Below are 15440 nucleotides of genomic sequence, written 5' to 3' on the forward strand. Positions count from 1 at the left end.
GTGCCGGGTGCGGCGACGCCCCTGGCTACCAGTTCGGGGGGCTGGCTATCGCCCTGGCCAGGACGTCGTCCAGGACCCGTGCCGTGGCCGGGACGTCGAGCTGGGAGTTGTCGATGATCGGGAGGCCCGAGCCGTACCAGCCGGCCATGCGGCCGTGGATGCGGGCGACCTCCTCGTCGGTGAGACGGCGGTTGCCGGTGCGCTCGGCGTTGCGCTCCAGGACGATGTCCAGGCCGGGCAGCAGGACGACAGGGAGCAGGCCGGGGCCCACATGACGCTTCCAGCCGCCGAGGCCGACGACCGGGCGGTCCGGGAAGACCGCGTCGTCGAGGATGCACGAGATGCCGTTGGCCAGGAAGTTCCGGGCGGCGAAGCCGCAGGTGCGGCGGGCCAGGCGGTACTGCGCCTCGGAGTGGTCGTTCCAGCCGGACTGGGGGTCGGCGAAGCCCGAGCGGACCCATTCGCGCACGTCGTCGAGGCTGATGTGGGCGGTGGGGACCCGGCGGTGGTCCGCCCAGTACTTGGCCACGCTCGTCTTGCCCGCGCCCGCCGGGCCGATCAGCAGCACGGCCAGCGTCGTGGCCGTCGGGTCGGGCGCGACCGCGGCGGGCGGCGCGCTGGGCATGGCGACGGGGCCGCCGGGCGGCAGTGGCACATGGCCGGTGGTGTCGGGCGTCGACGGAGCGGGAGCGTGCTGCGGGACCGGGGGCTGCGGGGGTGCGGGCGGCATCGGTCCGGACGGGATTCCGGCGCCGGTGAAGCCCGGCGCCGGTGGCGGTGGCGGCACGGGTGCGGGACCCTGGTGGGCTCCCGGGTGGTGCGGACCCGGGTGGTGTGCGGCCGGCGACCAGCCGGCGGCCGGTCCCTGCCCCGGCTGAGGGGGCTGCGGCAGCGGAGATCCCACTGCGTGCTGCATCCGGTGCCACTCCGTCTCGTTCTTCTTGCTCGGTCCACCACTCGCCGCGGGCAATTGGTGCTGGCAGCGGGTGTGGACCCGCTCTCCCCCACAGCCTAAAGGGCATGGGAGGGGCCCCCATCCGAACGGTACCGCCCCCGGCCGTCGTTTGGTGAAACGACCGGGGGCGGTGCAAAGTGCCCGCCTGCGAAGGCGATTCGGGCAGAAGGAACGTCGGTGGACTTACTGGCCCACTTCTCCGTACGCGGCGAGAAGAACGGCCGGGTCGGGACCCTCCAGGACGGTCGGCTTGGCGAGGCCGTCGAGAACGATGAAGCGCAGCAGGTCGCCGCGGGACTTCTTGTCGACCTTCATCGTCTCCAGCAGCTTGGGCCACTGGTCGTGGCGGTAGTGCAGCGGCAGTCCGACGGCCTCCAGGACGGTGCGGTGGCGGTCGGCCGTCGCGTCGTCCAACCGGCCCGCCAGGCGTCCGAGTTCGGCGGCGAAGTGCATACCGACCGCGACCGCGGCGCCGTGCCGCCACTTGTAGCGCTCGTTCTTCTCGATCGCGTGGCCGAGCGTGTGGCCGTAGTTGAGGATCTCGCGCAGGCCCGACTCCTTCAGGTCGGAGGAGACGACCTCCGCCTTGACCCGGATCGACCGCTCGATCAGCTCGGCCGTGTGCGGGCCCGCCGGGGTGCGCGCCGCCTCCGGGTCGGACTCGATGAGCTCCAGGATCACCGGGTCGGCGATGAAACCGGCCTTGATGATCTCGGCGAGCCCGGAGACGTAGTCGTTGACGGACAGCGACTCCAGCGCGGCCAGGTCGCACAGCACGCCCGTCGGCGGGTGGAAGGCGCCGACGAGGTTCTTGCCCTCGGCCGTGTTGATGCCGGTCTTGCCGCCGACGGCCGCGTCGACCATGGCCAGCACGGTCGTCGGGACCGCGATCCAGCGGACCCCGCGCAGCCAGGTCGCGGCCACGAATCCGGCGAGGTCGGTGGTTGCGCCGCCGCCGACGCCGACGATCACGTCGCTGCGGGTGAACCCGGACTGGCCGAGCGCCTTCCAGCAGTAGGCGGCGACCTCGGCGGTCTTGGCCTCCTCGGCGTTGGGCACCTGGATGGCTACGGCCTCGTAGCCCTGTCCGGCCAGGTCGGCTCGCAGGGCGTCGCCCGTCTCCGCGAGGGCCTCGGGGTGGATCACCGCGACCCGCTTGACCCGGTCACCGATCAACCCGGCGAGCTCACCCAGGAGTTGACGGCCCACCAGGACCTCGTACGGCTCGGTGCCCGCCGTGCCGCCGACCTGGATCCGCGTCACTGCCTCGCTCATGCTTCCTTCAACTCCAGTGCGTCCAACGATGCTTGGGTGACCTCTTCGGGCGTACGGCCGTCCGTGGACACGACCGCCGTGGCGACCCCCTCGTACAGGTGCCGCCGCGCCTCCATCAGCTCGCGCCACTGCTTGCGCGGGTTGACCGCGAGCAGCGGCCGGGCCACGTTCAGGCCGGTGCGCCTGACGGCCTCCTCGACGTCCATCGAGAGGTAGACCACGCGGTTCCCGGCGAGCAGCGCGCGGGTGTCCTCGTCGAGGATGGCGCCGCCGCCGAGCGCGAGGACGCCGTTGTGCTCGGCGAGCGCGGTGTGCACCGCCCGCTTCTCGATCGCGCGGAAGGCGGGCTCGCCGTCCTCCACGAAGATGTCGGCGATGGTCCGGCCCTCGGCGGCCACGATGTCCTCGTCGGTGTCCCGGTAGCCGACGCCCAGCCGCTCGGCGAGCAGCTGCCCGACCGTGGACTTGCCGACACCCATCGGGCCGACGAGCACGACCGCGGGCACGGCGCTCACCGGATCGCCAGGTTGTCGAGGTACGACTGGACGTTGCGGCGGGTCTCGGTGACCGAGTCGCCGCCGAACTTCTCCGCCACCGCGTCCGCGAGGACCAGGGCGACCATCGCCTCGGCGACGATGCCCGCGGCCGGCACGGCGGAGACGTCGGAGCGCTGGTGGTGGGCCTGGGTGGCTTCGCCGGTCGAGACGTCCACGGTCTGCAGCGCCCGGGGCACGGTCGCGATCGGCTTCATCGCGGCCCGCACCCGCAGCAGCTCACCGGTGGTCAGCCCGCCCTCGGTGCCGCCGGAGCGGCCGGAGACACGGCGGATGCCCTCGGGCGTGTTGACGATCTCGTCGTGCGCCTTCGAACCCGGAACCCGGGCCAGCTCGAAGCCGTCGCCGAGCTCGACGCCCTTGATCGCCTGAATGCCCATCAGGGCACCGGCCAGCCGGGCGTCCAGCTTGCGGTCCCAGTGCACATGCGAACCGAGGCCCACCGGAACGCCGTACGCGAGCACCTCGACCACGCCGCCGAGCGTGTCGCCGTCCTTGTGGGCCTGGTCGACCTCCGCGACCATCGCCTTCGACGCGTCCGCGTCCAGGCAACGCAGCGGGTCGGCGTCCAGCTTCTCGACGTCCGCCGGGGTCGGGTACACACCCTGCGGAGCCTTCACGGAGCACAGCTCGACGACGTGCGAGACGATCTCGATGCCCGCCGTCTCCTTCAGGTACGACCGGGCGACGGCGCCGAGTGCCACACGGGCCGCCGTCTCACGCGCCGAGGCACGCTCCAGGATCGGCCGGGCATCGTCGAAGCCGTACTTCTGCATGCCCGCGAGGTCCGCGTGACCGGGACGCGGACGGGTCAGCGGGGCGTTGCGGGCGAGCCCGGCGAGGACCTCCGGGTCCACCGGGTCGGCCGCCATGACCTGCTCCCACTTGGGCCACTCGCTGTTGCCGACCATGATCGCGACCGGGGAGCCGAGGGTGAGGCCGTGGCGGACGCCGCCGAGGAAGGTGACCTCGTCGCGCTCGAATTTCATCCGCGCACCGCGCCCATAGCCGAGCCGCCGCCGCGCGAGGTGGTCGGCGACCATCTCCGTGGTGATCGGCACGCCGGCGGGAAGGCCCTCCAGCGTCGCGACAAGTGCGGGACCGTGGGACTCTCCCGCGGTCAGCCAACGCAGCCTGCTCAACGATGCTCCTCAGTGCTCGCGCCCTGGTACTGCCCTGCGTACGCGCGACCTCGCGTACGGCGACGGCTCGACCGGGTGCGCGGCCCCGGTCCGCCACCTCCGATCCTCCCACGTCCGAGGCGCTGTCCGGCCGCCGGTCCAGCAAGCGGACGCGCGTCGGGAGGGAAACGGGAAGTCAGCGCTCGGCGAGCGCCTTCTCCCCGGCCCGGCGCATGGCGTCCAGCGGGCCCGGCGCACGCCCGGTCATCTGCTCCACCTGGAGCACGGCCTGGTGCACCAGCAGGTCCAGGCCGCTGACGACGGCCCCGCCGAACATCGACCAGCGGGCGGCGAGGTCGGTGGGCCAGGGGTTGTAGAGCACGTCGAAGAGGGTGGCGGGCCGCTCGGGTACGGCGGTGGCCAGCGCGTCGGTGGCGCCGGCGGGGGTGGTGGCGATCACGAGGGGCGCGCGCAGTGCCTGTGCCGCGTCGGCCCAGTCGGCCGTACGGACCTCGATGTCGAGCCGCTCGCCCCACTGCCGCATCTCGGCGCCCCGGGTCTCGCTGCGGACGTAGGCGACGACCTCGCCGGTGCAGATGCGGGCCAGGGCGGCCAGGGCGGAGGAGGCGGTGGCGCCCGCACCGAGGATGGCCGCCGAGCCGACCTGTTCGATGCCGTGCTCACGAAGGGCGGCCACGATACCCGGGATGTCGGTGTTGTCCCCCAGGCGCCGGCCGTCCTCGGTGAAGACGACGGTGTTGACCGCGTCGACGGAGGCGGCCGTCTCGGTGATCTCGTCGACCAGCGGGATGACCGCCCGCTTCAGCGGCATGGTCAGCGACAGCCCCGCCCACTCCGGGCCCAGCCCCTCCAGGAAACCGGGCAGGCCGGCCTCGTCGACCTCGAAGCGGTCGTACGACCACCCGGTGAGACCCAAAGCGTCGTACGCGGCCCGGTGCAGCACCGGGGAGAGCGAGTGGGCGATGGGCGAACCGAGCACGGCGGCACGGCGGGCGTCAACTGCCCTTGACGTCATGGGAACCTCGGATATCGGGACATCGCCACTCATCGACCGAAGAGCTGCTCTCTGACGGTGTGTGCGGATCATACGCAGATGGTCAGCTCTTCTTCCGCGCCTCGTTCCACTGGTTGACCAGCTTCTCGTGCTCCGCGAGCGTCTTGGTGAACTTGCTGGTCTTGCCGTCCATCGAGATGAAGTAGTACCAGCCGTCGTGCGTCGGGGCGAGCGCGCCCCTGAGCGCCTCCTCGCCGGGGTTGTCGATCGGGCCCGGCGGCAGACCCTTGGAGTAGTAGGTGTTGTACGGGTTGTTGTACCTGCGCAGCTCGGCGATGCTCAGGTCGATCTTGCTCTGGTTCTTCACGTAGTTGTACGTGGAGTCGAACTCCAGCCGCCCGTAGGTCTGCGGGTTGTCGGGCTTGAGGCGGTTGTAGACGACCTCGGCCATCTTGCGGAAGTCGTCGTGGCTCGTGCCCTCGGCCTGCACCAGGCTCGCCACGGTGAGCAGCTGCCACGGACTGTCGAGGCCGAGCGCCTTGGCCTTCTTCTCCACGCCCAGTTCCCGGTACGTGGCGGTGGCCTGGGACACCATGCTCTTGAGGACGGCCTCGGGCTTCTGACCCTTTGCGACCGCGTAGCTGGAGGGGTAGAGGAACCCTTCCAGCGGGTCCTTGAGGTTCGACTGGTTCAGCGCCCAGGCGGGCAGACCGAAGTGCTTGTACTCCTTCTTCGCGACGGCGGCCGTGGTGCCCGCCTTCACTCCGAGGCGCTGGTCGATCTCGCTGTAGACCGCCGAGTTGCGCCGGCCCTCGGCGATGATCATGTTGCTGCGGCTCTTCGGGCTGAGCATCAGTTCCACCGCGCTCGCGGCGGACATGTGCTTCTCCAGCGTGTAGACGCCGTCCTGGAGGAACTTGCTCTTGGGGTTGGCCTGCTGTGCGGAGACGAACGCGGCCGCGCTCTCGACGACGCCCGCCTCTTGCAGCTTCTGGCCGATCGCCCAGCCGCCGGCACCCTTCGGGATGACGACCACGACCTGCTCGCCGTTTCCGCTGCCCGCATAGTCCGGGGCCGCGCCGAAACGATTTTGGTAGAACTGATACCCGTAGTAACCGACCGCGCCGAGGCCGCCACCGAACACCAGGACGACCACCATGCAGGCGCAGCCGTTGCGCCGTTTCTTCTTGGCGCCCTTGCCGCCCTTGGCCGTTTTGCCCTTCCCGTCACCGCGCCCGCGCCGGCCCTTCGGGTCGTCGTCGAGGTCGTCCTCGTCATCGTCGTCCGAGAAGAAGGCATGCTCGCCCTGGTCGGGGCCCGGGTCCCAGTCGGTCTCCGGCTCCGGTTCGGGACGCCTGCGGCCGGGCGGCTCCGGCGGGGGATACGCGTCGGGTGTGCCGTAGAGATCGGGCTGCTCCCCGCCGTACGCCACGGGCTGCTGGCCGTACGGGTCGCCCGGGTCGGCGGCGTAGGGGACGTGTCCATGGGTGCCGGTCGCGTCCCAGCCTCCCTGCTGGTACTGCGGCTGGGCCTGCGTGGCGTACTGCTGCTGTGGCTGACCGGCGTACTGCTGCTGGCCGTAGGGCCGACCCTGAGCGTCGTAGTACTGGTTCTGCTGCTGGCCGTATTCGCCCTGCTGGCCCTGGCCCCAGCCACCCTGCTGCGGCTGCTGCGGATAGTGCTGCGGCTGGCCGCCGTAGGCAGACTGCTGGCCCACGTGGGCCTGCTGCTGCCCTTCCCATCCGACGTCCCCGTACAACGGGTCCTCCGGATGCCACGGTTCGGAGCCTGGGCCCCGGCCATACTCAGTCATCGATCCCCTAGAGCCGCGAGGCGGCGGCGACACACGGCCCGGGGGCCGGTATCCGTTCCGCCTCTTGCTGTGCGGTGGCTGTTCGAACACCATCGCATCGCGCGGAACGTTACCGTATCGCGATCAGATGACCACTTCGACGCCCTCGCCGGGTGGTTTACCTGACACCCGTTCGGATTCCAGTGCCTGCTGCAGGATGATCACAGCGGCCGCCTGGTCGATGACGGAGCGGCCCTTCTTGGATTTCACCCCGGAGGCGCGCAGTCCCTGACTGGCCGTCACCGTAGTCATCCGCTCGTCGACCAGGCGGACCGGCACCGGTTTGACGCCCTTGGCGAGTTCCTGGGCGAAGGCGCGGACCTTGACCGCGGCCGGGCCCTCACCCCCCTTGAGGGAGCGAGGCAGACCGACGACGACCTCGATCGGCTCGTACTCCTCGACCAGTTGCCTGAGCCTGCGGTGAGCTGCCGGAATGTCCCGCCCGGGAACGGTCTCCACCGGAGTGGCGAGGATCCCGTCGGGGTCGCACGAGGCGACCCCGATCCGGGCATCCCCGACGTCGATCGCAAGTCGACGCCCTCTACGCATTTCCGACCGTTTCCTTACTTGGCGGTGTCGGCGACGAGACGCTCGACGGCGTCCACGGCCTCACCGACGGCGCCCGGGTTCTGACCGCCGCCCTGGGCGACGTCCGGCTTGCCGCCACCGCCGCCGCCGAGCGTCTTGGCGGCCGTACGGACCAGGTCACCGGCCTTGAGACCGCGCTCACGGGCGGCCTCATTGGTGGCGATGACCGTGAGCGGCTTGCCGTTGTTCACCGTGAACAGGGCGACCACGGCGGCCCGGCCGCCCTGGATGCGGCCGCGCACATCGAGGACCAGCTTGCGCAGATCGTCCGGCGTGGTGTCGTCCGGGACCCGGCCGGTGACCACGGCGACGCCGTTGATGTCCCTGGCGGACTCGACGAGACCGGCGGCGGCCTGCAGCACCTTCTCGGCGCGGAACTTCTCGATCTCCTTCTCGGCGTCCTTCAGCTTGCCAAGCATGGCGGAGACCTTCTCCGGAAGCTCCTCCGAGCGGCCCTTGATCAGCTCCTGGAGCTGGGCGACGACCGTGTGCTCGCGGGCGAGGAAGTTGTAGGCGTCGACACCGACGAGGGCCTCGATACGGCGCACACCGGAGCCGATGGACGACTCGCCCAGCAGTTTCACCAGACCCAGCTGGGCGGTGTTGTGTACATGCGTGCCGCCGCACAGCTCCTTGGAGAAGTCGCCGATGGTCACGACGCGGACCCGCTCGCCGTACTTCTCGCCGAACTCGGCGATGGCGCCCTGCTTCTTGGCCTCGTCGATGCCCATGACCTCGGCGTGCACGTCGAGGTCGCGGGCGAGCACCTCGTTGATCTTCTGCTCGACGTCGGTCATCACGGCCGTCGGAACGGCCGACGGGGAGCCGAAGTCGAAGCGGAAGCGGCCGGGCTGGTTCTCGGAACCGGCCTGGGCGGCCGTCGGGCCGAGGGCGTCGCGCAGCGCCTGGTGGGTCAGGTGGGTGGCCGAGTGGGCGCGGGCGATGGCCTTGCGGCGACGCTGGTCGATCGAGGCGTGGGCCTTGGCGCCGACGGTCACCTCGCCGACCTGGACGACGCCCTTGTGGACGTACACGCCCGGGACCGGCTTCTGGGTGTCGCGGACCTCGATGACGGCACCGGAGTCCACCTTGATACGGCCGGTGTCACCGATCTGACCGCCGCCCTCGGCGTAGAAGGGGGTGCGGTCGAGGACGATCTCGACCTCGTCGCCCTCGGTGGCGGCCGGGGAGGAGACGCCGTCGACCAGGATGCCGACGACGGTGGTCTCGCCCTCGGTGTCCGAGTAGCCGATGAAGTCGGTGGCACCGGCCTTGTCGGCGATCTCACGGTAGGCGCCCATGTCGGCGTGGCCGGTCTTCTTGGCCTGGGCGTCGGCCTTGGCGCGCTCCCGCTGCTCCTTCATCAGGCGGCGGAAGCCCTCCTCGTCCACCGACAGGCCCTGCTCGGCGGCCATCTCAAGCGTGAGGTCGATCGGGAAGCCCCAGGTGTCGTGGAGCAGGAAGGCCTTGTCGCCGGCCAGGACCGTACCGCCGGCCTGCTTGGTCTCGGTGACGGCGGTGTCGAGGATGTTGGTGCCGGCCTTCAGCGTCTTGAGGAAGGCGTTCTCCTCGGCGAGGGCGACCTTCTCGATGCGCTCGCGGTCGGTGACCAGCTCCGGGTACTGCTGGCCCATCATGCCGATCACGACCTCGATCAGGTCCTTGACGACCGGACCGGTGGCGCCCAGCAGCCGCATGTTGCGGATGGCGCGGCGCATGATGCGGCGCAGGACATAGCCACGCCCCTCGTTGCCGGGGGTGACGCCGTCGCCGATGAGCATGGTGGCGGTGCGCATGTGGTCGGTGACCACACGCAGGGACACGTCCGAGTCGTGGGCGTCGCCGTAGGCGACACCGGTCAGCTCGGTGGCCCTGTTGATGACGGCCATCGAGGTGTCGATCTCGTACATGTTCTGCACGCCCTGCAGAATCATGGCGAGACGCTCCAGGCCGAGGCCCGTGTCGATGTTCTTGCTCGGGAGCTCGCCGAGGATCTCGAAGTTGTCCTTGCCGGTGCCCTCGCCGCGCTCGTACTGCATGAAGACGAGGTTCCAGATCTCCACGTACCGCTCGTCGTTGACGGCCGGGCCGCCCTCGACGCCGAACTCGGGGCCGCGGTCGTAGTTGATCTCGGAACAGGGGCCGCAGGGTCCGGGGACGCCCATGGACCAGTAGTTGTCCTTCATGCCGAGGCGCTGGATGCGCTCCTTGGGCACACCGACGACCTCGTGCCAGATGCGCTCGGCCTCGTCGTCGTCCTTGTAGACAGTGATCCACAGACGCTCGGGGTCGAGGCCGTAACCGCCCTTGTCCTGAGGGTCGGTGAGCAGCTCCCAGGCGAGCTTGATGGCGCCTTCCTTGAAGTAGTCGCCGAAGGAGAAGTTGCCGCACATCTGGAAGAACGTGCCGTGGCGGGTGGTCTTGCCGACCTCTTCGATGTCGGGCGTGCGCACGCACTTCTGCACGCTGGTGGCGCGCGGGTACGGCGGCTTGACCTCACCCAGGAAGTAGGGCTTGAAGGGCACCATGCCGGCGGGAACGAGGAGCAGAGTCGGGTCGTCCGCGATGAGCGACGCCGAAGGGACGACGGTGTGCCCGCGCTCCTCGAAGAAGCTCAGCCAGCGGCGGCGAATCTCGGCCGACTCCATCAGTGGTCCTCATTCCGGTTGTGCGAGTACGTCGTGTTCTCGATGTACTTCGGGTTGCTGCGGTTGTTCTCGATGGCGGTGTACCGCCGGGGCGCGGGGAGTTGGGGGCTCTGGTCGATGCCCAGGGCCTCCTCCAGCTCGGCCTCCCGCTGCGCCATGTTGTCGCGGACGTCGAGCGCGAAGCCGACCGCGCGGTCCTTGAGGCGCTGACCCGTCTCGAGCGCCTTGTTCGCGGCGGTCGCGGCGAGGTTCTCGGGGGTCAGCTGCTTGAGCTTGCGGTTGACCTTCGTGGTGGCCCACACACCGGCGGCGACACCCGTGGTGAACCAGAACGTACGGCGGAACATCGCTAGGTCTCAGTCCTTCTTCCGCTTCGCCCGCCGCGCGGCCGGGACCGTCCGGCCCACGATCACGGTACGCCTGGGTTCCTTGACGGGCACGTCCGCCTTGCGGCCCCCCAGCGCCCGGCGCACGCCGTAGCCGAAGGCCGCGACCTTGACCAGGGGGCCGCCGAAGGTGGAGGCGACGGTGGTCGACAGCGCGGAGGCGTTCGACGTGACCTCCTGGACGTCGGAGGCGATCGCGTCGACCCGGTCGATCTGCGTCTGCGCCGAGCGCACGGCCGTCGAGGCGTCGGCGAGCAGCGGCACGGCCTGGTCGGTCACGTCCGCGACGAGCTTGGTGGTCGCCTTGAGCGTCTGGGCCAGCCTCGCCAGCGCGACGGCGAGGAAGGAGACCAGGATCGCCCAGAAGACGGCCACCAGGATCCCGGCCACCTCTCCACCGGACACCGTGCGCACCCGCTCTCTGAAACGTGCTCTGAAGATCGGAACCATGAAAAAAGCAGTGCACCGAGCCTATCGCGCCGGGCATGGGGCTCCGTACCGGATTACCTTCCGCGAGCGGCGTAGTTGCGCGAAGCGATTGTACGGACCGAACACGGTTCAGTACGCTCCGTGTCCCATGCGAGCTCCTCAGCGCCCGGGTCCCTCGGCGGATGGCAATCTGCCCCTGGAGCTCGACTCCTTCGTGGGCCGCTCGGCCGAACTCGCCGGGCTGAGCCGGGCACTCCGGGCCGGGCGGCTGGTGACGGTGACCGGTGCGGGCGGGGTCGGCAAGTCGCGGCTCGCGGCGCGGGCGGCCGCGGAATCGGCGCCGCGGGACGGCGTGTGGCGCGTGGAGCTGGCGCCGGTGCACGATCCGGAGTTCGTGGACTATGCGGTCGTGGCGGCGCTGGGGCTGACGGACCACACCACGCGGCCGCCGCGCCGGGCGTTGCTTGAGCATCTCGCGCATCGCCAACTCCTGCTGGTTCTGGACGGGTTCGAGCATCTGGCGGACGCGTGCGCCGCGCTGGTGACCGAACTGCTGCGGCGGGTGCCGGGGCTGCGGGTGCTCGCCGTGGGGCGGCGGCCGCTGGCGGTGGCGGGTGAGCGGCTGTTCCCGCTGGCTCCGCTCGGTGAGGACGAGGCGGTCGAGCTGCTCCTGGACCGGGCGGCCCGGCAGGGGGTGGAGGCGCGGGACGATGCGGACCTGCGGGAGCTGTGCCGCCGCCTGGACGGGATCCCGCTGGCGGTCGAGCTGGCCGCGGGGCGGTTACGGGTCCTGCCGCCCGACCGGCTGCTGGAGCGGCTCGACGACCGGTTCCGGTTGCTGACCGGCGGGAGCCGGGACGCCCTCCCCCGCCATCGGACCCTGCGCACGACCATCGGCTGGAGCCACGAGCTCTGCACGCCCGCGGAGCGGCTGCTGTGGGCGCGGCTCTCGGTGTTCGCCCAGACCTTCGACCTGGAGGCCGCCGAGTATGTGTGCAGCGGTGCCGGACTGCCCGCCGACGACGTCCTCGACGTGCTGTCTGAGCTGTTCACGCAGTCGGTCGTCTCGCGCGAGGAGAGCCCGGCGGGCGTCCGCTACCGCATGCTGGACACGGTCCGTGCCTATGGCGCCGACTGGCTGGCGGCGACGGGGGACGCGGAGCGGCTGCGCCGGCGCCATCGCGACTGGTACATGGGCCTGGCGACCTGGTGCGAACTGGACTGGTTCTCGCCGCGGCAGGCCGAGGTGGCCGCGCGCGTCGAGGCCGAGCTGCCGAATCTGCGGATCGCCCTGGAACACTGCCTGTCCGGGTCCGACGACGCGCATCTGGGCCAGTACCTGGCGGGTTCGCTGTGGTTCTACTGGGTCGGCTGCGGACAGCTGTCGGAGGGGCGGCGCTGGCTGGAGCGCAGCGTGGAGCTGGAGTCGGACTACGAGCAGTCCCGGCTGAAGGCCCTGTGGGTGCTCGCTCATGTCGCGATCCTGCAGGGCGACCCGGTTCCGGCGCTGGCCGCCCTGCGCGAGTGCCGGGAAGAGGCGGAGCGGGCCGCGAACGCGAGGGCGGTGGCGTACGCGGAGCACCGCAGCGGCTGTCTGGCCCTGGTCACGGACGACATGGCACGCGCAGAAACGCTGCTGCGCTCGGCGCTGGCCCGCTACCGGGAGATCGGCGAGCTCAACAGCAACGTGCTGATGGCCCAGGTCGAGCTGGCGATGGCGCGGGCGTTTCGCGGGCAACTGCCGGACGCGGTGCGGCTGTGCGAGGACGTGCGCCAGGTGTGCGACGACCACGGGGAGCGGTGGGCCCGGTCGTACGCGCTGTACGTGCTGGCGTACGCGGCCTGGCGGGACGGCGATCCGGCACGGGCCCGGGACCTGCTGGCGGACAGCCTGGACCATGCGCACTCGTTCCGCGACCTGCTGGGCTCGGTGCTGTCGATCGAGCTGCTGGCCCTGGTCACGGCGACGCTGGGCGACCCCGGTGAGGCGGCCGTGCTGCAGGGCGCGGCGGGCCGGCTGTGGCCGTCGGTGGGGTTGCCGCTGTTCGGCTCGGCCCACTTCAACGCCCCGCACGAGCTGTGCGAGGCGACGGCCCGGGAAGCGCTGGGCGACGAGCGGTACGAGGAGTGCGCACGGGAGGGAGCGCGGCTGGACCGGGAGGCGGCGGTGGCCCGGGCGCTGGGGCGGCACGGCGTGCGCCCGCTGGACGCCCTGCCGTCGCCGCGCGGACCGGAGCGGCACGCCCCGGAAGCGTCGGACATGCGAAAGCCCGCCGCCTCGCCCACCCGGAAGGGCGGGGAGACGGCGGGCTGAGGTACTACGTCCGGCTGGTGATCAGCGGGCGTAGTACTCGACGACGAGCTGCTCGTCGCAGATGACCGGAACTTCCTTGCGGTTCGGCTCGCGGTCCAGGCGGAACGCCAGGGCCTTGAGGTTCACCTGCAGGTAGCGGGGGGTCTCACCGTCGGGGGCGAAGCCACCCTCACGGGCGATCTGGAAGAGCGTCTTGTCCTTGGAGCGGTCGCGGACCTGGACGACGTCGTCCGGACGGACACGGAAGGACGGCTTGTCGACCTTCTGGCCGTTGACCTGGATGTGGCCGTGGACGACCATCTGGCGGGCCTGGTAGATCGTGCGGGCGATGCCCGAACGCAGGACCAGCGCGTCGAGGCGGCGCTCCAGCTCGACGATCAGGGCCTCACCGGTCTTGCCCTGAACCTTGGAGGCGCGCTCGTAGGCGCGGACCAGCTGGCGCTCGGAGATGTCGTACTGCGCGCGCAGACGCTGCTTCTCCAGCAGACGGACCTTGTAGTCCGAGTTCTGCTTGCGGCCACGGCCGTGCTCACCCGGCGGGTAGGGGCGGGCCTCGAAGTACTTGACGGCCTTCGGGGTCAGCGCGATGCCGAGGGCACGCGACTTCTTGACCTTGGGGCGGGACTGGTTCGCCACTGTCTCTTTCTTCCTTCTGATATTCGGCTCGTCAGGGTTGAGGGAGGTCGCATCCGCAGCCGGGGAAACCCGCCGGGTCCACCTGGGACCTGCCGGGCAGCCGCTCCCCTGGTCTGGGCACATACGTGCAGCACGCGAGTGGCCCACCGACCGCTCCCGGAGCTCCGGGTGGTGGTGGGCTGCCCGCGACACCTTCGACGGTGCGCGACGCTCCTGGAGCCGGTCCACGAGGAACCGGGCTCCGGCTGGTTGTCCCGCTCTGACAGCGCGGGACTCAGCGCTCCAGGAATTCTACAGGCTGCTCAGGACCGCCTGCGACCGAGGTGCTTCCTGGTCCACTCGACCGCGTCCGCGTAGCGCGCCTCGGCGCCGTGCCGGGTCGGGGTGTAGTACTCGCGGTCCTTGATCGGGTCCGGGGCGTACTGCTGCTCGGCGATGCCCTCGGGCAGGTCGTGCGGATAGACGTACCCCTGCGCATGGCCGAGCTTGGCGGCGCCCCTGTAATGCCCGTCGCGCAGATGCGGGGGCACCTGACCGGCCAGTCCCTTGCGTACGTCCTCCAGGGCGGCGCCGATCGCGGTGGTCGCGGAGTTGGACTTGGGGGCCAGGGCGAGGGCGATGGTGGCGTGGCTGAGGATGAGGGCGGCCTCCGGGAAGCCGATCATGGCCACGGCCTGCGCGGCCGCGACCGCTGTCGGCAGCGCGTTCGGGTCGGCGAGGCCGATGTCCTCGCTGGCGGAGATCATCAGGCGGCGGGCGATGAAGCGGGGGTCCTCGCCCGCCTCGATCATCCGGGCCAGGTAGTGCAGGGCCGCGTCGACGTCGGAGCCGCGGATCGACTTGATGAGGGCACTCGCGACGTCGTAGTGCTGGTCGCCGTCGCGGTCGTACTTCACCGCGGCCCGGTCGACCGTCTCCTCCAGCGTGGCCAGGGCGATCTCCGTCTCGCCCTTGTCGAGCGCGGCCCCGGCGGCGGCCTCCAGGGCGGTCAGGGCACGGCGGGCGTCGCCGCCGGCGATCCGCAGGAGGTGGTCCTCGGTGTCCTCGGGCAGGGTGACGGCGTCCTTCAGACCGCGTTCGTCGCTCAGCGCGCGGCGCAGCAGGCCGCGTACGTCGTCGTCCGTGAGGGGTTCGAGGGTCAGCAGCAGGGAGCGGGACAGCAGCGGGGAGATCACCGAGAAGTACGGGTTCTCGGTGGTCGCCGCGATCAGGGTGACCCAGCGGTTCTCCACCGCCGGGAGCAGGGAGTCCTGCTGGGCCTTGCTGAAGCGGTGGATCTCGTCGAGGAAGAGGACGGTCTCCTTGCCGTATCCACCGGTGGCGCGGCGGGCGCCGTCGATGACCGCGCGGACCTCCTTGACGCCCGCCGTGATCGCGGACAGTTCCACGAACCGCTTGTTGGTGGCCTTGGAGACGACGTACGCGAGGGTCGTCTTGCCGGTGCCGGGCGGCCCCCAGAGGATCACCGAGGACGGTCCGGCCGGGCCGCCGTTGCCCTCGCCGACCAGTCTGCGCAGGGGCGAGCCGGGCTTCAGCAGGTGCTGCTGACCCACGACCTCGTCGAGGGTGCGCGGGCGCATCCGCACCGCCAGGGGGCTGCCTGCCGGGTCCTTCTCCTGGCGTTCTTCCGCCGCGGCGGTGAAGAGGTCGGGTTCCACGCTGAAACC

13 protein-coding genes are annotated in these 15440 nt (G+C 70.8%); 1 reads left to right on the forward strand and 12 read right to left on the reverse strand.

Going from position 1 to position 15440, the window contains the following annotated elements:
- Positions 1-25: 25 nt before the first annotated feature.
- The 10 genes from ACZ4EG_RS21250 to ACZ4EG_RS21295 all read right to left on the reverse strand — a co-directional run bounded on the left by ACZ4EG_RS21250 (position 26) and on the right by ACZ4EG_RS21295 (position 10808).
- On the reverse strand, positions 26-916 hold the full coding sequence (locus ACZ4EG_RS21250) for a Pro-rich N-terminal domain-containing protein (protein ID WP_390710838.1): 891 nt from the start codon (positions 914-916) through the stop codon (positions 26-28).
- A gap of 222 nt (positions 917-1138) precedes the next feature.
- Positions 1139-2230, reverse strand: a complete 1092-nt coding sequence (gene aroB / locus ACZ4EG_RS21255; RefSeq protein WP_453549439.1) for a 3-dehydroquinate synthase — start codon at positions 2228-2230, stop codon at positions 1139-1141.
- Positions 2227-2709: a shikimate kinase gene (locus ACZ4EG_RS21260; protein ID WP_467791874.1), complete on the reverse strand. Its 483-nt coding sequence runs from the start codon at positions 2707-2709 to the stop codon at positions 2227-2229. The genes aroB and ACZ4EG_RS21260 overlap by 4 nt, the downstream gene beginning before the upstream one ends.
- Before the next feature lie 32 nt (positions 2710-2741).
- The gene (aroC, locus tag ACZ4EG_RS21265; RefSeq protein ID WP_467791688.1) at positions 2742-3926 is read right to left on the reverse strand and encodes a chorismate synthase; all 1185 of its coding nucleotides are present in this window, start codon (positions 3924-3926) and stop codon (positions 2742-2744) included.
- 175 nt (positions 3927-4101) lie between these two features.
- On the reverse strand, positions 4102-4941 hold the full coding sequence (locus tag ACZ4EG_RS21270; RefSeq protein ID WP_467791689.1) for a shikimate dehydrogenase: 840 nt from the start codon (positions 4939-4941) through the stop codon (positions 4102-4104).
- Between the two features lie 82 nt (positions 4942-5023).
- Positions 5024-6733 (reverse strand): endolytic transglycosylase MltG, encoded by a 1710-nt coding sequence (gene mltG, locus ACZ4EG_RS21275; RefSeq protein WP_467791690.1) that lies wholly within the window; start codon positions 6731-6733, stop codon positions 5024-5026.
- A 123-nt stretch (positions 6734-6856) separates the two neighbouring features.
- The gene (gene ruvX / locus ACZ4EG_RS21280) at positions 6857-7321 is read right to left on the reverse strand and encodes a Holliday junction resolvase RuvX (RefSeq protein ID WP_362584756.1); all 465 of its coding nucleotides are present in this window, start codon (positions 7319-7321) and stop codon (positions 6857-6859) included.
- Positions 7322-7335: 14 nt separating this feature from the next.
- The gene (alaS, locus tag ACZ4EG_RS21285) at positions 7336-10008 is read right to left on the reverse strand and encodes an alanine--tRNA ligase (protein ID WP_467791691.1); all 2673 of its coding nucleotides are present in this window, start codon (positions 10006-10008) and stop codon (positions 7336-7338) included.
- Entirely contained in the window at positions 10008-10355 is a 348-nt protein-coding gene (locus ACZ4EG_RS21290; protein WP_453549448.1) for a hypothetical protein, read from the reverse strand. The genes alaS and ACZ4EG_RS21290 overlap by 1 nt, the downstream gene beginning before the upstream one ends.
- Positions 10356-10364: 9 nt before the next feature.
- Positions 10365-10808 (reverse strand): DUF948 domain-containing protein, encoded by a 444-nt coding sequence (locus ACZ4EG_RS21295; RefSeq protein WP_263216346.1) that lies wholly within the window; start codon positions 10806-10808, stop codon positions 10365-10367.
- Between the two features lie 163 nt (positions 10809-10971).
- On the opposite strand from ACZ4EG_RS21295, the gene ACZ4EG_RS21300 reads away from it, so the two are divergent.
- Positions 10972-13137, forward strand: coding sequence for an ATP-binding protein (locus ACZ4EG_RS21300; protein ID WP_467791692.1), 2166 nt, complete (start codon positions 10972-10974; stop codon positions 13135-13137).
- A 21-nt stretch (positions 13138-13158) separates the two neighbouring features.
- Here ACZ4EG_RS21300 and rpsD read toward each other — a convergent pair whose 3' ends face one another.
- Positions 13159-13773: a 30S ribosomal protein S4 gene (gene rpsD / locus ACZ4EG_RS21305; RefSeq protein WP_014671539.1), complete on the reverse strand. Its 615-nt coding sequence runs from the start codon at positions 13771-13773 to the stop codon at positions 13159-13161.
- 302 nt (positions 13774-14075) lie between these two features.
- Entirely contained in the window at positions 14076-15431 is a 1356-nt protein-coding gene (locus tag ACZ4EG_RS21310; RefSeq protein WP_453549453.1) for a replication-associated recombination protein A, read from the reverse strand.
- Between the last annotated feature and the right edge of the window lie 9 nt (positions 15432-15440).

This window comes from Streptomyces sp. NPDC025638 (genome assembly GCF_055558775.1).